Origin of the sequence: Aliarcobacter thereius LMG 24486 (assembly GCF_004214815.1) — a bacterium.
Taxonomy (GTDB): Bacteria; Campylobacterota; Campylobacteria; order Campylobacterales; family Arcobacteraceae; genus Aliarcobacter; species Aliarcobacter thereius.
In genome coordinates, this window is the sequence record NZ_CP035926.1 from 696,238 (window position 1) to 715,304 (window position 19,067).

Here is a 19,067-nt window from a genome sequence, read left to right on the forward strand (position 1 = left end):
AACAATTAAGCTGGTTTAAAACTCTGTTTTGTTTTACAAACTTGTGGAAAATAGCAATTATCACAATCAGGTTTTACAGCTTTGCAAATATATCTTCCAAATAAAACCATAGCTTGATGAAAAATATGTAAATCATCACCTTTTAATTTCTTTACAAGTTCAAGTTCTGTTTTTTCAACTGTTTTTTCATAAGATAAACCAAGTCTATGAGAAACTCTAAAAACATGAGTATCCACAGCCATCAGATTTTCTTGTTTATATTCAATCATAAAAACATTTGCTGTTTTATTTCCAACACCAGCAAGTTTAATAAGTTCTTTTTGAATATGAGGAATTTGTCCATCATAGTTTTCCATAACACTTTGAGCCATTTTTATTATATTTTTTGCTTTGTTATTAAAAAAAGAGCAAGAGTTTATTAAAGATTTGACATCTTCAAGATTTGCAATACTCAATTCAAAAACATTTGGATACTTTTCAAAAAGTGCTGGAGTAATAATATTTACTCTTTTATCTGTACATTGAGCAGATAAAATGATTGCAATTAAAAGCTCATAGTCATTATTATAATTTAATTCAGTAACAGCATCTTTATAGTTTTCTAAAAATGCCTGTTTGATAGTTTCTATATCACTTTTACTTGCTTTTTTCATTTGTTAAAACATACTTCTTTTAGATTATTGAAATTTGAAAAAATATACTCTTTATCAATTTTATTTATTTTTACATTATCCATAAAACATAAAAGCTCTTTATCATCTTTTATAATTGTATATGAGAATTTATAAATAAACTCATTTTTGCTAGATACAACTTTATTATTAAGTAATTCATAATTTAGGCTTATTATTTTATTATTGTACTCTTTGTTATATTTCTCAGTAAATAAGTTTGGTAACTTTTTTTCATTTTTATAATCAAAGTATAAAAATATTGAGCTTATTATAAAGATTGTTAATAAAAGAATTATGAACTCTTTTTTTTCAAATTTATCATTTACTTTATAAATAATAACAGTTGCTATTATAAGGAATAGTGAAATTCCTATTATTATTTGCATATTTAACCTTTTTATAATTATTAAAATATTTAGTCAAAATCCAAAGTAGTTTGTACTTGACCATTACTTCCAAAATCTTTATCAATTTCAAATGCTAGTTTTTTAAAATCAATACCATTTATCTCTTTTAATCCTTTTAAAATCTCTTTTTTACCACTTATAAGCTCTTTTGATTTTATTCCATGAGATATTGACAAAGAAGCTTCAACAAAAGCAGATAGTTTATCACACTGTTTTAGTGCTTTTCCATCTATTGCTTCATATTTATCTAAATTATATTTGCTAATATCTTCTACTTCAGTAATTTGCTCATTAATTATTACTTTATTTGCAAATTCCTCTTTTTTACCATCACTAATTCCTAAAATATATGAAAACTCTTCTTTGATAGTTTCAGGAATATTTGGCAAAATATCATCTTCAATTTTTGCAACTTCATACTCAGCAATAATATCTGAAAGCTCATCTACACTATACTTAACAGGACTTATGATATCCCTTGTTAAAGCTTCTGGTAAATCATGAAATAAAGCAGTAAAAAAGTTATTTTGTAGCCTTTTATCACAAGCTTTTACTTCTAAAGAGTAAAAATATGAGAAAAATGCGACAGTTAGCATATGTCCTAAAACTGAAGTTTCAGGAATTCTTGGTGTTTGAGCCCATCTTTTTTGGAATCTTAATCTCCCACTTAAATCAACTATTTTAGCTAGTTTTTTATTTAGAGCAATTTTTCTTACTCCAATTAATTCATAATAGTCTTCAAGCTCAGCATCAACTAGTTTTTTTACTTCATCAATATCATTTAAAAATTGGCTAGTTTGATAAACAATAGAAAATTCCCATCTAGTTGATAAATAAGAAGCTGCTTTTAAAATAAATCTCTCTTTTTTATACATTGATGAATCATTTAAATACTCTTCAAATTTTTGTAAAAAGTTTCCACCATCAATATCCTCTAATGAGCTTCTTAATTTCTCAATAACCCAAGAATTTATCTCTTTTGATTTTTTTTGTAAAGCTTTTCTAAAAACATCGGGTCTAATGTCTGTTACAACAACTCTTCTTAAAAATTCAAAAATACCAGCTTCTATAAGTTTTGTAAAATCAATATCATCTTCTAATTTTGCTATAAAATATGCAATTACAAATTTATGAGCTTGTTTATCAAGTTCTACAAGTTCAACCATTCTTGGGTAATCATTCCATCTTTGAATAGATGCACTTGAAAATATATAATCAATAATCTTTGGGTTTAACACTATTTTTCCTTATCATCTTTATTATTGTCTTTTTTCTCAAAAAGCATAAGCTTATGACCTAAAAGCATAGCTCCTACAATAATAGTCATCATTAAATATACTTGCCAATCAGCCATATATTACTCCTTTTAATAAGATTAAACTCTACATGAAAAAAGATTATTTATTTTTTCAACTCTTTCTTTATGTCTTCCACCTTCAAAAGATGAATTAAGCCAAGCTTTAATGATCTCTTCAATCATTCCTTCTCCACTTACTCTTTCACCTAAGCAAAGTACATTTGCATCATTATGCTCTCTTGCCATTTTTGCACTATAAATATTGTGGCATAAAGCAGCTCTTATTTTATCAAATTTATTTGCAGCCATACTCATTCCAATTCCACTTCCACAAACTAAAATTCCAAAATGGCTCTTGTCTTTTTGAACTTCTTCACAAACTAATTTCGCAAAATCAGGATAATCTACTCTATCTTTGCTATTAGGACCCATATCTATAATCTCTATATTCTCTTTATTTAAAATATCTTTTATCAACTCTTTTAAAATAGTTCCTGCATGGTCACTTGCTATAAAATATTTCATCTTAATATATTCCTTTTAGGTGTTCAGACTCTATTTCATTAGCTGCTTCTTTTTGTAAAGTATCGACAGTTTTAAATACTCTATCCCATCTTATTTTATAATCACTATCCCAAGAGAAATACACAAACCAAGGTTTTCCTACAATATATTTATAGTGAACACTTCCCCAAAATCTTGAATCATTTGAGTGATCTCTATTATCTCCCATCATAAATGTTTCATCTTCAGGAATTATAGTTTTTGCTTTATCAAAAAGTTCTTGATACATATTTTCTCTTGTTACACTATCATCATAATTGATACCTGGATAATCTTTTTGATAAGGATTTTTTACATAAAGTTTATTATCTATTTCAATAATTTCATGCTCTTTATAATTTTTTATTACAAAAGCATTTCCTTCTTTAGGGTGTAAAAATAGATTTTTGTCTTGTAAAAATATTGTATCACCACTTGTTGCTACGGCTCTTTTTACATAGTGAATATCAGGATTATGAGGATATCTAAATACTACAATATCTCCTCTTTTGGGTCTTTGACCTTCTATTAAATGACCATTTCCTTTAAAATCTGGTAAAACTTTTACTTCTAGCCAAGGAATTGTAGGAGTTGGAATTCCATAAGAGAATTTTTTAACAAAAAGAAAATCACCTATTAAAAGAGTATTTTTCATACTTCCACTTGGAATAATAAAAGCTTGAGCACCAAAAAATATTATTCCTAAAACTATAATTATAGTTCCAGTCCAAGTCGTTGCCCAGTTATAAATCTTTTCTAAAAATTTAAACATCTATTTTGCTTCTCTTTTCTCTCTAAATTTTGCTGCTTTGATTGTATTTTTTAAAAGCATAGCAATAGTCATAGGACCAACACCACCTGGAACAGGAGTTAAATGTGAACATTTATTTTTAAGGTTTTCAAAATCAGCATCACCTACAAGTTTGCCATTTTCTAATCTATTTATACCAACATCAATAACAATAGCACCGTCTTTTACCATATCTTCTTTTAGTAAATAAGGAACTCCAACAGCAATAATTACTATATCAGCTCTTAAAGTATGAGATTTTAAATCTTTTGTTCTACTATTACATACAGTTACAGTTGCTTTTTTATTAATTAAAAGTGAAGCCATAGGTTTTCCTACAATATCACTACTTCCAATAACAACAACATTTTTTCCACTTAGTTCAATATTATGTTCTTCAAACATTCTCATAACACCAAATGGAGTTGCACTTAAAAATGAATCAAGATTTGAAACCATTCTTCCTACATTGTATGGATGGAAACCATCTACATCTTTAAGTGGATTAATAGCTTCTAAAATAGTAGTTGTATCTATATGTTTTGGTAATGGAAGTTGAACTAAAATACCATCAAGTTTTGAATTGTTGTTCATAAGATTTATAGTTTGTAGTAGTTCATCTTGTGTAATTGTATCTGGCATTTCGTGAACAACTGAATATATTCCAGCATCTTTACAAGCTTTTGCCTTACTTGCTACATAAGTTGCACTTGCTGCATCATTTCCTACAAGAATAACTGCAAGTCCAGGAGTTATCTCTTTGTCTTTAACAATTTGAGATACTTCAACTTTTACTTCCTCTTTAATTTTAGCTGATAGTGCTTTTCCATCTAGTAGTATCATATTTTAACCTTACTCTTTTTTAATTTTAGATTAGATTTTATCTAAAAATATATTAATTATAACAAAGAGCAATATTGATACTATTAACCTAATTTTTAGAAATTTTTATATATAATCCCGTCCTTAATTAAAATTAAAACAAAGGACTTAAAATGTTAGAGGGTATCGTAAGAGATAGTATAACTAAACCAGCTGTAAAAGCTTTAAGAAAAGAAGGATATTTAATTGCAAATATCTATGGAAAAGGTGTTGAAAATATCAGTGCTGCATTCAAAAGAAATGAGTATATTAAATATTTAAAAAATAAAAAAACTCTATCATTTGATGTAAAAGTAGATGGAAAAGTTTTAAATGTTGTTGTAAAAGAGTACCAAAAATGTCCAATTACTTCAGATCTAATACATGTTGATTTAATGGTTGCACAAAAAGGTGTAAGAAGCTCTTATTTTATTCCAGTTGTTGTAACAGGAATAGCAAAAGGTTTAAAAAATAAAGGTCTTCTAATGATTCATACTAGAAGAATTCCAGTAAAATGTGCAATTGAAAATATGCCAAATAATATTACATTAGATGTTACAAACTTAGATACAGGTGATAATATCTTATTAAGAGATTTAACACTTCCTGAAAATGTTGATTGTTATTTAGATCCAAGAGTACCAATTGTTGGTGTAATTAAAGCTAAATAATTTAAAATATGCATTTACTTGTTGGTCTTGGAAATATTGGTGATAAATATCAAAAAACAAGACACAATATTGGATTTTTAGTTATAGATTTTATAACTAAAAATCTGAATACTTCAAATATAAACAATCCAAATTTTCAATCTGAACTATTAAAATCAGGATATAATCTATTTTCTAAGCCAAAAACATATATGAATAATTCAGGAACAGCTGTAAGAGCTATTATGGATTATTATAAAATTGATTTAGAAAATGTCATTATTATTCATGATGATTTAGATCTACCTTTTGGAACAGTAAAGTATAAAATAGGTGGTGGACATGGTGGACACAACGGACTTAAATCTTTAGATAGTAATATTACAAAAGAGTATATAAGAGTTAGAATTGGAATTGGTAAACCAGAAGATAAAGAACAAGTTGCAAACTATGTTTTAAGTGATTTCTCAAAAAGCGAGTTTGAAGTTTTATATAGTAAAATAATTCCTCATGTTGCTTCTTCAATTGATGCTTTAAAAGAGTTAAATATAGATGAAGTGAAATCAAAATTTAGTTTAAAGATATAAATATGAGTACTTTAACAAAATATATTTTTTTTAAATATCTGAAAAATTTCATAATAGTTTTACTCTCTTTAGAGATATTTTTTACAGGAATTGATTTTTTACAGAATTTCAAATCTTTACCATCATCAGCAAATTTACAGCTTTTATATATTTTTTATAATACTATTTTTACTTTGACTTTAACTCTTCCTTTATCACTTGTTTTTGCATTAATAATAACTTTAATAACATTTGTAAGAAACAATGAATTTGTAGCCTTTCACTCATTAGGTGCTTCAAAAAAGATGATAATATTGCCAGTAGTTTATACAGCACTATTTTTTATATTATCTTTAATTATTTTACAATCAACTTCATTGGCTTACTCATATGAACAAAAAAGAAAAATTGTAAATAATGAATACTTTACAAATACAAAAAGTGATATCTTTTTGAAATATGATGACTATTTTGTTTATTTCAAAAAACTTCTTCCTTTGGAAAAGAAAGCCGAAGATATACATATTTATAAGATTCAAAATGATGATATAGTTGAAACTATAATAGCAAAAGAGGCTTATTTCCAAAATAATAGTTGGTATGCTTTAGATGCAAAAGTAGTAAAGAAACCAATAAAAATTGATGAAAATTCAAAATTAGAAGTAGATTATCAAGAATCTGTGAGTACATTAGAAGGATTTCTACCAAAGATTCTAAATAATGTATATGAAGCAAAAAGTGAGTACTCTTTAGCAGATGCTATTAGTGCATATACTTTACTAGAAAAACAAGGAATAAATACAAGAAAAGTAAGAGCAATAATTTATAATATAGCTTTTGTTCCTTTCTTTATAATTCCAATACTATTTTTAATATTTATATATACTTCATTAAATAGTAGATTTTTTCATTTAGGAAGTTTTGTAGCAAGTGGTGTTTTTGGAACTTTAGTAATATGGGGAAATTTCTTTTTATTATATAAAATTACAAGTTCAGGAGTTTTAATGCCTGAAATTTCTCTATTGATACCACTTGTTCTTTGGGTATTAATTGCATATTATATTTATAGAAGTAAAAGTTTAAAATAAGGTAAGAGATGGGATTGCATAAAAAAGCTTATGGAATTATTTTATATAAAGTTGAGAAGAAAGATATTAAAATTCTTCTTTGTTTAGGAGTTTCAAGTGATGATAAATGGGGCTGTTTAAAAGGTAGTAAAAATAAAGATGAGAGTGCATTTATATGTGCAAAAAGAGAGTTTTTTGAAGAGAGTTCTATAAGAGTTGATATCGCACTTTTTGAAGAGTATTTTGAACAAATTAATCCAGATAAAGATATAGGTATTTGGCTTGTAAATGCTTCAAATATAGAGAATATTGATAGGTTTTTTGAAAAAGATAGTTTACTTAAAGAGTATTTGTCTTGGGAAAATACAAAAGTAAAATACTTTTCCTTAAAAAAACTTCCAAAAATAAAAGATATGCAAAAAGAGTTAATTAAAAATGTTAAGGATTTTTTAGAAAGTAAGAGTCTATTCCATTAGCAATTCCATTTGCTAAAGCTTCTTGATAAGAACTTTCATAAAGTCTTCTACTCTCTTCAGGATGTGAAACATAACCTAATTCTACAAGAATAGAAGGCATTTGTGCTCCTACAAGTACCCAAAATGGTCCTTCCCTTACTCCTGAGTCATTTACATCTTTATATTTTGTTCTAGCAGCTTGTAAAAGACCAGCTTGAACATCTATCGCAAATTTATGAGAAGCTGTAATTCTAGGACGATTTAAACTTTCCAAAAATACATCTTTTGAAGCATTGTTCATCTCTCTTATATCACTTTTATTTTCAAGAGCAGCAACATCTTTTGCTCTTTGACTTCTAGCAGGACTTAAGAAGAATGTTTCAATTCCATTTGTTTTAGATGCTTTTGATTTTACAATAGAATTTGTATGAATAGATAAAAATAGATTAGCTTGTTTTTGGTTTGCTAATATTGTTCTATCCATAACTTTTATAAATTTATCATTTGTACGAGTAAGATACACTTTGTATCCTCTTTGTTTTAATATTTTTTCTAAATATTTTGAAACAGCAAGATTTATTACTTTTTCATATCTTTTATTTGGACCAACAGCCCCAACATCATCTCCACCATGTCCTGCATCTATTACAATAATCTTTTTATTATTGTCTTTATTTTGTGTTATTTTTTGTGTTACAGGAGTAGTTTTTGGTATTGTTTCTATAATATCTTTTTTTTCAACTACTTTTGTATCATTTAAATGAGAAATTTTTAGTGTTTTACTATTTATAAATGAGTAAACTATTTTTGATTTCTCTTTATTTTGAAATTTTAATCTTACAAAACCTTTTTCTTGAGTTGTTACAATTTTATCACTATTTTCTATAGATAATTTTATAGGATTAGCATATTTATAGCTACCTTTTAATTCAAAAACATCTTCAAAAGTAGAATCTTTTTTATAAGATAGATATTTTAAATCTTTTTTTGTAAAGTTTTTATTGAAGTGAATAAATACTGCATTGTCTTTTGTAAAAATTTCTCTAATATTATTTTTTGTATCAATATGTGTTCCTACTAATGAACTCTCTTTTTGACTCTTTTGTATATTTTTATTAATTTCATCTTTTTTCTTTATTATATTATTTGATGGAACTTTTATAATTAGCTTTTTACTAGAAATTAAAGAGTAAGTTGTTTTAGGTTCACTACTATTTGTAATTACAATTCTTAAAATAGTAGGTTTAAATTGTGCAATAGTTATTTTACTATCACTATTTACTGATAGTTTTGTAGCAAGAGCATCTTTAAAATATCCACCTATATCATAAATTTCTCTATAATAGTTTTTCTGATTGAGTTTAAAGAAGTTTATATCTTTTTGTGAAATATTTTTATTAAATTCTATAATTATTTTATCATCTTCTGTAAATACATTTTTAATAGAGAATATAATGTCATTTTTATCTGTAACTTTTTGATTACTTGTATTTATTTTCTTATTTAATACAGGTTTTTTATCTGGAATATTATTTATATTATTATGAAAAGTTCTTTCTCTTTGAACTTTTCTTTGTAAAGCTTGAAGCTTTTTTTCATCAGACTTTACATTTTTATTTAGCTTCTTACCAAGTTCTATTATCTTTTTTAAATCTTCAATTTTTTGAGGATCATCTTTTCTCAAAGATGATTTTAAATACTCTATTCTTGCTTCTCTATACTCTTGTTCGTAGTTATTTGAATATGCAAAATTAAAAATTAATATTGATATTAAAAGAAGCCTAAGAATAATAGCTATTCTCCTTTTGTTAATTTTTCCATTAACTCTTTTACAGATATTAACTTATCAATTTTATATCCATTTGAACCAGAGAAAAATAATCCAGTATCAACATCTCCTTGATAAGCTGCACCTAATCTATCTGCAATACAATAACCTACGATTCTAGCTTCTGTACCTCTATTACAAGGAGAAACACAGTTTGATATACATTGTACTTTTGGAGCTGTTTTATTTTCAATAGAAAACTGTAAGTTTGTTTTAACTCCCCTTGCAGGAAGACCAACAGGAGAACTCATTAAAACTATATCTTCTTCTTTTGCATTGATTAAAACATTTTTAAATTTTTCATCAGCATCACACTCAAATGTCCCAATAAATCTTGTTCCCATTTGAACACCAGAACAGCCCATATTCAAAAACTTATCAATATCATCTTTATTCCAAACTCCACCAGCTGCGATTACTGGAATATCTCCCCAGTTTTTTGCTTCTTCAATAACAGGAGGAACTATGCTCTCAAGTTGAAATTCATCTTTGAAACAATCATCATATTTAAAACCTTGATGACCACCACTTAAAGGACCTTCTACAATTACTGCATCTGGAATTTTATTATATCTTTTCCATTTTTTACAAATAAGTTTTAAAGCTCTAGCACTTGAAACAATAGGAACAAGGGCTACATCTGGAAAGTTTTTTGTGAATTCTGGCATATTTGTAGGAATTCCAGCACCTGTAATAATTATATTAGCACCAGCTTCACAAGCATCTTTAACTACTCTTCCATAATCATTAATTGCATATAATATATTACAAGCAATAGGTAATTTACCACAAATTTTTCTAGCATTATCAAAAATCTCTTTTAGAGCATCTTTGTTATAAAAATTTAAAACCTCTTTTGGTTTATCTTTTCTCATTACAATATTAACTTTTGGACTTAGTTTTTTATAATAACCAGTTCCAACAGCTGAAATAACTCCTAAACCGCCTTCTAAACTAACATGTCCAGCTAATTGATCCCAACTAATTCCAACACCCATACCACCTTGAATGATGGGGTGTTTTATCTCATATTTTCCTATTTTCAAATTAGCCCTTTATTTTATAATTATTTTTGCGAAACTTTTTTTACCTTTTTGAAGAATATATTCTCCAACTTTCAAGTTTAACTTATCATCGCTTATTTTCTCTTGATTTATAGAGACTGCATTTGCTTTAATATCTCTTCTTGCTTGTGAAGTTGAATCAACCAACTTACTATCTAACATAGCTTGACAAATCCATAATTCACCTTCAAATATAAATTCAGGAATATCAGTAGGAATGTCTTTATTTGAGAATACTTTTTCAAACTCTTCTTTTGCTTTTACACCAGAACCAGCTCCATGAAATCTATCAACAATTTCACTTGCTAATTCTTCTTTTACTTTTTTAGGATGCAAAGAACCATTATTAATACCATTTTTTAGTTCTTCAATCTCTTTTAAACTTTTACTTGAAAGTAGTTCAAAGTATCTCCACATTAATTCATCTGAAATTGATAATATTTTTCCAAACATATCAAATGGTTCATCTGTCACACCAATATAGTTACCTAAAGATTTAGACATTTTTTGTACACCATCTAATCCTTCTAAAATAGGCATCATTAAAACAGCTTGTTGCTTTTTGCAATCATAAGCTTTTTGTAAAGTTCTTCCCATTAAAAGATTGAATTTTTGGTCTGTTCCACCCATTTCAATATCACTTTTAAGTTCAATAGAGTCATAACCTTGAAGTAGGGGATATATAAACTCACTAACAGCAATTGGAGTATTTGAACTATATCTTTTTGAAAAATCATCTCTTTCTAGCATTCTTGCTACAGTTAAATTTGAAGCTAACTGAATAAGTCCAGAAGTTCCAAGCTTATTTAACCATTCGCTATTAAAAACAACTTTTGTTTTAGTAGGATCAAGTACTTTAAATACTTGTTCTTTATATGTTTCTGCATTTCTTAAAACATCATCTTTACTTAAAACTTTTCTAGTTTCACTTTTTCCAGTTGGATCACCAATAGCAGCTGTAAAATCTCCAATTAGAAATTGAATAATAGCACCATATTTTTGGAAAGTTGCCATCTTTTGTAGTAAAACAGTATGTCCTAAATGAATATCAGGAGCAGTTGGGTCAAATCCAACTTTTACAAAAAAATTCTCACCAGTTTCAAAATATCTAGTAACTACTTTAGTAATTGCTTCAATATCAATAATTTCAGCTGTTCCTCTTTTGATCTCTTCTAATGCTTCTTCTAATCTATTTTCCATTTTTTACCTTATTTATTATATGCGTCTTTTTTTGATGTAAATTCTATTACTTTTATATTTTTCTCAACAATTTGTTTTACATCTTCTGTATTTGAAATATTTGTTTCAAATTCAATATCACAATATTGAATATAAGAGTGTTTTTGTCTTCCAAATGCTACACCTAAAATATAAAAATCACTTTTTGATAGGTATGACATAACTTTTGCTAGTTCACCTTTAGTGTTTGGAATACTAATGAGCATTTTATATTTATAAACACTATTTTTTTCCCATTGACAAAATATCATTTGTTCATTTTGTTTAATTTTTAAATAAGCTTTATCACACATTTTATGATGAATAGTAGCTGAGTGATTATTTCTAAAAGCAATGATATCATCACCAAATTTTGGGTGGCAACAGTGATCAAAAGATAAAGAATTTATACTGAAATTTGAATATACCAACATATTGTCAAATTTAAACTCTTTTATTTTACTTGTTAAGATTTTAAATCTTCCCATTATTCCTTTCTCTTTTAATACTTTTTTTTCAACAAGTTCTTTTGCATTTTTCATATAAGAAAGATTAGTTGTTACTTTATATAATGCTCTTACAGGATAATGTTCTAAAATATCATCATAGTATCTTGAGAAAATAGTATTTATAATATTTTTACCACTTAAATTATCAATCTCTCTTTGTTTTTGTGCACATAGAAATTTTAATTGTTTTTTTGCCCTAGATGTTTTTACCATATCTATCCAAGAACATCTAATAATAGGTTCATCACTTAGTTCAATTTGTATAATATCAGTACTTTTTAAAACAGTAAGAAGAGGTTTTTTAACCTTATTAATATGACAAGAAACAGCTCTTTTACCTATATTTGTATGAACAGCAAAAGCATAATCATAAGCAGTTGAACCAATAGGAAGAATGAAAACTTCTCCTTTTGGAGAGTAAACAATTATTTCATCACTAAATAGATTTTCTTTTGTCTCTTTATAAAATTCTTCTATATTATCATTTGAAAACTCTAATGATTTAAGCCAGTTCAAGTTTGTATTTGAACTTGATGAAGTGTTTTTTTCTCCATTCTTATATGCCCAGTGAGCTGCTATACCATATTCAGCAATGCTATGCATATCAAAAGTACGAATTTGAATCTCATAAATTTTTGAATTATAAAACACTGTTGTATGAATTGTTTTATAACCATTCTCTTTTGGAGTTGCTACATAATCTTTGAATCTTGAAACCAAAGGTTTAAATTCTAAGTGAATATGTCCTAAGGCTTTATAGCAGTCAATATCTTCTTTAACTAAAATTCTAATAGCAAAAAGATCTAAAACTTCTTCAATAGTTATACCTTTTCTTTGCATTTTTAAATATATTGAATAATGATGTTTTATTCTTGAGTAAATTTTTATATTTTCACTTTCAAAACCATTTTTTTCTAGAAGCTCTTTTGTAATAGTTATGAAGTTATTAAACCCAAGTTGCATTGCTTGTTCATTCTCTTTTAAAAAGTCATCAATTTTTTTGTATTCATCAGGATATATATAGAAAAATGCTAAATCTTCTAACTCATTTTTAAGTGTTGAAATACCTAATCTATTTGCTATTGGAACATAAACAACTAAAGTTTCTTCAGCTATTCTTTTTTGTTTATGAGGAGGTAAAACTGCAAGAGTTAGCATATTGTGAAGCCTGTCACAAAGTTTAACTATTAAAACTCTTGGATCATCAACAGATGCAATTAGCATTTTTCTAAATGTAAGAGCTGCTTGTACAATTTTTGAATCACTTGAATCTTTTGAAGTTACAAAGTTTTCTTCTCTAATATCAGAAACTTTAGTAAGTCCTTTTACCATATTAGAAACATTTTTTCCCCAGTTTTCTTCAACAAATTCTAAAGTATATGGAGTGTCTTCTACAACATCGTGTAGAAGAGCAGTTGCTATAACATCTTCATCTTTTGAAAAACTAGCAGTAATTGTTGCAACCAAAATAGGATGAACACAATAAGGCTCACCACTTTTTCTAAATTGGTCTTCATGAGCTTTTATTACAAATTGAATAATATCTTCTAGTTTTTTAGATATTGGTATTTGTTTTTCAAGCTCTTTTATAGCTTCTTCAATAGAGTTTATTTTTTGAATGTTACTAAAAAACTGATTCATATGGATTTATAGATTCCTATTTTTTATCTACAAGACCATCGATTTTTAAAAGACCACTTGCAATTTCGTCAATCGCTATGTCTGTATATTTCATTTTTTGAGTATTTTGTGTTAAAAGTGGTTTTGCACCTTTACTTAATTCATCTGCTCTTTGACCAACAGCAATTGCTAAAATATATCTATCATTATCAACTTTTTTTAAAGCTTTTGAAATTCTCTCTTCTAATCTTTCCATTCTTTTTCCTTTAAATTAAAATCTAATCTATTTTACTATTGAACATTTACTATAGTCACCTTGAACTATTCGTAAAAGATTTCCTTTTTCATTCATATTTGTAACAGCAATTGGAAGTTTATTGTCTTTTGCTAAAGCAATAGCAGTATCATCCATTACTTTAATTTGATCTTCTAAAGCTCTATCATAGCTTAAAATATCTAGTTTTTTTGCATCTGAGTATTTCATTGGATCTTTATCATAAACACCATTTACTTTTGTTGCTTTAATTAGCATACAAGCACCAATTTCAGTCGCTCTTAATGTTGCTCCTGTATCTGTTGTAAAATATGGATTACCTGTTCCAGCACCAAAAATCACAACTCTTCCTTTTTCAAAATGTCTTAAAGCTTTTCTTACAATAAAAGGTTCAGCTATCTCTTCCATCTTAATAGCAGTTTGAAGTCTTGCATTTAAACCTTTGTATTCTAAAGCTTCTTGCATGGCAACACCATTTATAACAGTTCCTAACATTCCCATATAATCAGCACTTGTTCTTTTTATAACACCATCAGCAGCAGCAGTAACACCTCTTATTATATTTCCACCACCAATTACGATTGCAACTTCAATACTATTTTCTACAAGAGATTTAATCTCTTCAGCTATATAATCTAAAATTTTAGTATCTATTCCATAACCTTCAGCTCCAGCTAGTGCTTCACCTGAAAACTTTACAAGAACTCTTTTATTCATCTATTCTATCCTTAAATAATTTTTGGATTCTAACTAAAAAATGATTAACAATATCTTAGCTAAAGAGTAAGCTTATTTTGAAACTAATTTATCTGTTTTTTTATTGTTTTTTGTTTGATAAAGCATATGGTGCCAAAGAGCAAAGCCACAAAAAGCGACACCAGCAATTACGTGAGTATTTTTAGCAAGTTTATTTTTCATAAACATTGAAGTAACAACAGTAGCACCTAGAGTTGCAGTCATTCCAATTTTTGCAACTTCTCTTTGAATTTCTAAATCAAATGTTTTGTTTTCTTTCATCTCTTTTTTTTCTTCTTTCATAAGTTTTTAAACTTTTATTTACTGTTTTAACTGTTAAAACACCTGTAATTAGTGTTGCAAGAGGTAATAAAAATGGCATATGAAATCCTTTTGATAATAGTTATTGAATTTTAATATTTAATTGCTTAAATAAAACTGATAACTATTATTAAAATCTATTTTCTTGCTAAATTCACACCCTTGATTGAATTAAAAAGTAAAGCAATAGTTGTTCCATTGTGTAAAATTGCTGTTGTAATTGGTGAAAATAGTCCAAATGTTGCACCTGCAAGTATTCCACTATTTATTCCAACTGTTGCATTGAAATTAGTATTTATTAAACTCATAGTTTTGTTTGCATACTCTTTTGCTTCAACTACAGCCATGATATCATCTTTTAATAAACTAATATCAGCAGTTGCTTTTGCTATATCAGCACCTTTACTCATTGATATTCCAACATGAGAAGATATTAAAGCTGGAGCATCATTTATTCCATCTCCAATAAAAGCAACTTTTCTACCTTCATTCATAAGCTCTTTTACAATATCAGCTTTTTCTTGAGGAAGTAATTCTGCTCTTACTTCATCTATTCCTAGCTCTTCTGCTACTTTTAAAGCTTTCTCTTTAATATCTCCTGTGAGCATTACAATATTTTTTACTCCAAGAGATTTTAATTTTTTAATAGCATCTTTTGTATTTAATCTTAATTCATCACTTAAACCAATTGTTCCAAGAAGTTTTCCATCATAAGCTACATAAAGTAGAGTATCACATTTTTTTAAAGACTCTTCAATCTCTTTTTTATAAGGCTTAAAATCTATTTTTTCATCATCTTCTAAGAAGTGTCTACTACCAATAATAACAGCTTTCCCTTTTATTTCTGTTTTTACTCCATGTGCTACAATAAATTCTACTTCTTCATGGTGCATATGCACAAAACCACGCTCTTTTGCAGCTTTTACAACAGCTTCTGCAACAGGATGGAAATAGTGTTCTTCAGTTGAAGCAGTTAGATTTAATAGTTTCTCTTCAGTCCAGTTTTTATCATATGAATCAACACTTATAACTTCTAGTTCTCCACTTGTTAATGTACCTGTTTTATCAAAAACAAAAGTATCTGCACTTGCCAATGATTCAATAGATTTTGCACCTTTTATCATAATTCCACTATGACCAGCTTTTGAAATAGTTGATTTAAAAGCAACAGGAGTTGCAAGTTTTAATGCACAAGAATAATCAGCTTGTAAAACTGAAGCAACTCTTTCAAAATCTTTTGTAAAGATATAAGCTGCACTTGCTAAACCTAGAGTTACAGGAACTAGTTTATCAGCTAGTTTATTTGCTTTTAATTGAGCAGATGATTTTTCATTTAAAGAGTTTTCTATATAGTGTTTTATTCTTTGTGTTGCTGTGTTTGCACCAACATGTTCAGCCCAAATTCTAAATCTTCCTTCTTCAACTATTGTTCCAGAAAGAACTTTATCTCCTCTATATTTTGCAATTGGTGTTGCTTCTCCCGTCATTGAAACTTGATTTATAGTTCCAGCTCCATCAATAATATGTCCATCTATAGCAACAGTGTTTCCAGCTCCAACAATTACAATATCACCAATTTTTATATCTTCAGTTTTCACAAGAACTTCGCTTACTTTTCCATCAACTCTTTTTTCAATCCATGCTTCTTCGATATTTGGTTTTGCAAGTTCTTTTAGTAAATCATCACTTTTATGAACGGTTGTTTCTTCAATATATTCACCTAGTTCAAGCATTGCATTTGTAGAGTTTGCAGCAAGATAATCTTTTCTAAATATAGAAATTGCAACTGCTCCAGCTTCTAAAACATGAGATGTTAAACCTTCTTTAAATAGCTCTTTTGTTCCATCAATTAATAAAGGAGTACAAGCAAGTGTAGTTAAACCAGCTTTTAAAGTATTATTTGTAGTAACTCTTTCTAATGCAAGAGCAGAACTAGCTATTAAAGTACCTTTTATAGATGGTTTTTCCTCACCAATACAAGAAACACAAACACTATTTGAATTGCTTGTAACAGATTTTAAAAGATTATCTAAACTTATATTTTCTAATTTTTCTTCAATTTTATTAAAAATATCATTACTTACATCAAAAATTATAGAGTAGGCTTTTTTATTTATTCTTATATCATTTATCTCTTTAATATCTTTAAAATAACTCTTTAAGATATCTTCATCAATAAATTTTTCTTTTAAAATTTGAAGCTTATATCTTGCTCTATTTTTTATCTGGTGAACTTTTATAAACTTTGAATTCATTTTAGATACTTTTTAATCTTTTGTATGATGTGAAGAAGCAGCTTTTGCATCTTCAATTCTCTCTTTTAACTCTTCTACACCAGCACTTACAAAACCTTTTGCTTTTTCAAATGTTTTAAAGATAGTTTCTTGAGCATTTTTATTTGTTAAAACATAAGTTGCTATTGCACCTATTAATGCACCTTTTATAAAATCTCCATTTAATAAAGAGTTTGATTGATTTTGCGTATTGTTGTTTTGGTTTAAACCTTGATTTATATAAGGGTTTTGATTTAAATTACTACTATTGTTAGTAGCATTTCTTGTTGAGTTAATATCATTGTTGTATTGATTATTCATTATCTTCTCCTAATTTTATATTTTGGTTTGTTAAATACTTTTCTTCTAATTTTTCTTCTATTACTTCAAGTGCATAAATACCTGCTAAACCAATACTTAAAGCTGTAAAAGCTCTAAGATAATTTCCTTCTCCAATATAGTTTGTAGTTGCAATAGCACTTCCTGTTACTATAGCTCCTTGAGAAGCTCTTTTTACTGTATCTTTTATTGCACAATTCTTATTTAAAGATCCATTTTGAGTCTTTTTATAGTTAATAGCACCACTAATTACAGCACTAGCAATAGCACCACTAATTACATGTCCTAAAACATTTCTTGGTGCTCCTGTATCTATTTTTTTCATTTTACTACCTCTTTATTTGAAACTATTTTTTTAGTATATTTTCTTTTTGGTTTTTCTTTAATTTCTTGTAAGTCAGTTTTTATCTCTTCTTTTTTTAATTTACTATCAACTATTCTTTTAGTAGATACAACTTTTTCTTTTGCAATATCTATAATTTCTTTTGATTTACTTTTTAATAAATCTCTATTTTTATAAGCCATAACAGTAGTAGCTCCTACAAAAATCCCTGCTATAAAAGGTAATGCCATAATTTACTCCTTATCATCTTGGTTTTGTTTATTATATGAACTTAATAGCTGATTTATTATAGCTATTAAAGCTCCTCCACTAAGAGCACCACCTATAAAATTAAAATTTAATTTTGAAAGTAGATTTGATATAGAATTTTCATCTAAATTCCCTGAAGAAAATTGTGAATAAATCTCTTGATATTGGGCTAAATCTTGCATTAGCTTTTCTTGATTAAATCCATTAATAGATGAATTATTATAGTAGTTTTGTACATGAGAACGAAAAGCTGGTAAATGATTGTTGTATGATGCAGCTTGGAGTTGGTAAAGAGTATCAATTATATCACTATCTTGTGCATAAGAAAGAAGATAATTATATAAAGCAATATTGTTTATTTCTCCTGCAACACCTAATTCATAACATTCAATTAAAGACTCAGGAATTGAAATCTTATTTTCTAAATCATTAATAGGAACTTCAATATTATATTTTTGCATAAGTTGTATAAGTACTGAATAATGTATAGCTTCTGCCTCTTTTATATTTAAAAAAGGGTTTATATTTCCAAATTTTTCTATTACTTTTGTATATATTTCATAAGCTTTAAACTCATCATATACAGCAATTTGTAAAATTTGATCACGAATAGGAATATTTGAATTTTCATCTATTTTTTTACTAGTTAAAATATTGTAATCAACTGCCATTAAATCTCCTTTATAAGATTGTTAATAATATCTCTAATTTCTGAAATATTTTCTTTTTTTATTAAATCTTCCCATAATGATGGACTAAAAATATCTGGATCGTAAATAATTGTAACAGAAGCTATGATTTTATTTATCTTTATATCTTTAATTCCAGATATTTTTGTGGGTAAAGATTCAATATCTCCTAAGGAGATATTTTCACTCTCTTTTACTATTTTAGGGTTTACTCTAACTCTTAATCTTCCAGGAGTATGAGCAATAATTGAAAAGTAACTTGCTATTTTTATTATTGTATCATTATCAATCAATA

24 protein-coding genes are annotated in these 19,067 nt (G+C 27.1%); 4 read left to right on the forward strand and 20 right to left on the reverse strand.

What is annotated here, in order from left to right:
• Positions 1-5: 5 nt before the first annotated feature.
• From nth to folD, 6 genes are all read right to left on the reverse strand, one after another.
• The gene (gene nth, locus ATH_RS03680; protein WP_066183400.1) at positions 6-653 is read right to left on the reverse strand and encodes an endonuclease III; all 648 of its coding nucleotides are present in this window, start codon (positions 651-653) and stop codon (positions 6-8) included.
• Positions 650-1,060, reverse strand: coding sequence for a hypothetical protein (locus ATH_RS03685; protein WP_066183403.1), 411 nt, complete (start codon positions 1,058-1,060; stop codon positions 650-652). The genes nth and ATH_RS03685 overlap by 4 nt, the downstream gene beginning before the upstream one ends.
• A 29-nt stretch (positions 1,061-1,089) precedes the next feature.
• Positions 1,090-2,319 carry an HD domain-containing protein gene (locus tag ATH_RS03690; RefSeq protein ID WP_066183412.1) on the reverse strand — a complete coding sequence of 410 codons (1,230 nt, stop codon included), beginning with the start codon at positions 2,317-2,319 and terminating at the stop codon, positions 1,090-1,092.
• Between the two features lie 137 nt (positions 2,320-2,456).
• Complete coding sequence (rpiB, locus tag ATH_RS03695) at positions 2,457-2,903, reverse strand: ribose 5-phosphate isomerase B (protein WP_066183415.1); 447 nt, start codon at positions 2,901-2,903, stop codon at positions 2,457-2,459.
• A 1-nt stretch (position 2,904) separates the two neighbouring features.
• Complete coding sequence (gene lepB / locus ATH_RS03700) at positions 2,905-3,693, reverse strand: signal peptidase I (protein WP_066183418.1); 789 nt, start codon at positions 3,691-3,693, stop codon at positions 2,905-2,907.
• A complete protein-coding gene (folD, locus tag ATH_RS03705; RefSeq protein WP_066183420.1) occupies positions 3,694-4,554 on the reverse strand; it encodes a bifunctional methylenetetrahydrofolate dehydrogenase/methenyltetrahydrofolate cyclohydrolase FolD in 861 nt (286 codons plus the stop codon).
• A 152-nt stretch (positions 4,555-4,706) separates the two neighbouring features.
• On the opposite strand from folD, the gene ATH_RS03710 reads away from it, so the two are divergent.
• From ATH_RS03710 to ATH_RS03725, 4 genes are read left to right on the forward strand one after another with little or no spacing between them, the layout of a single operon-like run.
• Complete coding sequence (locus ATH_RS03710; RefSeq protein ID WP_066183422.1) at positions 4,707-5,243, forward strand: 50S ribosomal protein L25/general stress protein Ctc; 537 nt, start codon at positions 4,707-4,709, stop codon at positions 5,241-5,243.
• Positions 5,244-5,251: 8 nt separating this feature from the next.
• A complete protein-coding gene (gene pth / locus ATH_RS03715) occupies positions 5,252-5,809 on the forward strand; it encodes an aminoacyl-tRNA hydrolase (protein ID WP_066183424.1) in 558 nt (185 codons plus the stop codon).
• 2 nt (positions 5,810-5,811) lie between these two features.
• A complete protein-coding gene (locus ATH_RS03720) occupies positions 5,812-6,876 on the forward strand; it encodes an LptF/LptG family permease (protein ID WP_066183426.1) in 1,065 nt (354 codons plus the stop codon).
• An 8-nt stretch (positions 6,877-6,884) separates the two neighbouring features.
• Positions 6,885-7,331, forward strand: a complete 447-nt coding sequence (locus ATH_RS03725; protein ID WP_066183429.1) for an NUDIX domain-containing protein — start codon at positions 6,885-6,887, stop codon at positions 7,329-7,331.
• On the opposite strand, the gene ATH_RS03730 is transcribed toward ATH_RS03725, so the two are convergent.
• The 14 genes from ATH_RS03730 to ATH_RS03790 form a co-directional block, all read right to left on the reverse strand.
• The gene (locus tag ATH_RS03730) at positions 7,294-8,994 is read right to left on the reverse strand and encodes an N-acetylmuramoyl-L-alanine amidase family protein (protein WP_167543002.1); all 1,701 of its coding nucleotides are present in this window, start codon (positions 8,992-8,994) and stop codon (positions 7,294-7,296) included. The two genes, ATH_RS03725 and ATH_RS03730, sit on opposite strands and share 38 nt — an antisense overlap.
• A gap of 110 nt (positions 8,995-9,104) precedes the next feature.
• A complete protein-coding gene (locus ATH_RS03735) occupies positions 9,105-10,184 on the reverse strand; it encodes a nitronate monooxygenase (RefSeq protein ID WP_066183431.1) in 1,080 nt (359 codons plus the stop codon).
• Positions 10,185-10,193: 9 nt separating this feature from the next.
• Positions 10,194-11,402: a tyrosine--tRNA ligase gene (tyrS, locus tag ATH_RS03740; RefSeq protein ID WP_066183434.1), complete on the reverse strand. Its 1,209-nt coding sequence runs from the start codon at positions 11,400-11,402 to the stop codon at positions 10,194-10,196.
• Positions 11,403-11,410: 8 nt separating this feature from the next.
• Entirely contained in the window at positions 11,411-13,570 is a 2,160-nt protein-coding gene (locus tag ATH_RS03745) for a RelA/SpoT family protein (RefSeq protein WP_066183436.1), read from the reverse strand.
• Positions 13,571-13,586: 16 nt separating this feature from the next.
• Complete coding sequence (locus ATH_RS03750) at positions 13,587-13,805, reverse strand: DNA-directed RNA polymerase subunit omega (RefSeq protein ID WP_066183438.1); 219 nt, start codon at positions 13,803-13,805, stop codon at positions 13,587-13,589.
• Positions 13,806-13,832: 27 nt separating this feature from the next.
• Positions 13,833-14,540, reverse strand: a complete 708-nt coding sequence (gene pyrH / locus ATH_RS03755) for a UMP kinase (RefSeq protein WP_066183440.1) — start codon at positions 14,538-14,540, stop codon at positions 13,833-13,835.
• Between the two features lie 72 nt (positions 14,541-14,612).
• Complete coding sequence (locus ATH_RS03760; RefSeq protein ID WP_228140852.1) at positions 14,613-14,861, reverse strand: hypothetical protein; 249 nt, start codon at positions 14,859-14,861, stop codon at positions 14,613-14,615.
• The gene (locus ATH_RS10000; protein WP_257122324.1) at positions 14,818-14,940 is read right to left on the reverse strand and encodes a hypothetical protein; all 123 of its coding nucleotides are present in this window, start codon (positions 14,938-14,940) and stop codon (positions 14,818-14,820) included. The genes ATH_RS03760 and ATH_RS10000 overlap by 44 nt, the downstream gene beginning before the upstream one ends.
• Positions 14,941-15,016: 76 nt before the next feature.
• Positions 15,017-17,134 (reverse strand): heavy metal translocating P-type ATPase, encoded by a 2,118-nt coding sequence (locus ATH_RS03765; protein WP_066183449.1) that lies wholly within the window; start codon positions 17,132-17,134, stop codon positions 15,017-15,019.
• Positions 17,135-17,146: 12 nt separating this feature from the next.
• Positions 17,147-17,473: a hypothetical protein gene (locus ATH_RS03770; protein WP_066178867.1), complete on the reverse strand. Its 327-nt coding sequence runs from the start codon at positions 17,471-17,473 to the stop codon at positions 17,147-17,149.
• Complete coding sequence (locus tag ATH_RS03775) at positions 17,466-17,816, reverse strand: hypothetical protein (RefSeq protein WP_066178864.1); 351 nt, start codon at positions 17,814-17,816, stop codon at positions 17,466-17,468. The genes ATH_RS03770 and ATH_RS03775 overlap by 8 nt, the downstream gene beginning before the upstream one ends.
• Positions 17,813-18,064, reverse strand: a complete 252-nt coding sequence (locus ATH_RS03780) for a hypothetical protein (RefSeq protein ID WP_066178860.1) — start codon at positions 18,062-18,064, stop codon at positions 17,813-17,815. Before ATH_RS03780 ends, ATH_RS03775 begins: the two co-directional genes overlap by 4 nt.
• A 3-nt stretch (positions 18,065-18,067) precedes the next feature.
• Positions 18,068-18,754, reverse strand: a complete 687-nt coding sequence (locus ATH_RS03785) for a ferritin-like domain-containing protein (protein ID WP_066178857.1) — start codon at positions 18,752-18,754, stop codon at positions 18,068-18,070.
• The gene (locus ATH_RS03790; RefSeq protein WP_083190929.1) at positions 18,754-19,065 is read right to left on the reverse strand and encodes a hypothetical protein; all 312 of its coding nucleotides are present in this window, start codon (positions 19,063-19,065) and stop codon (positions 18,754-18,756) included. The genes ATH_RS03785 and ATH_RS03790 overlap by 1 nt, the downstream gene beginning before the upstream one ends.
• Positions 19,066-19,067 lie beyond the last annotated feature (2 nt).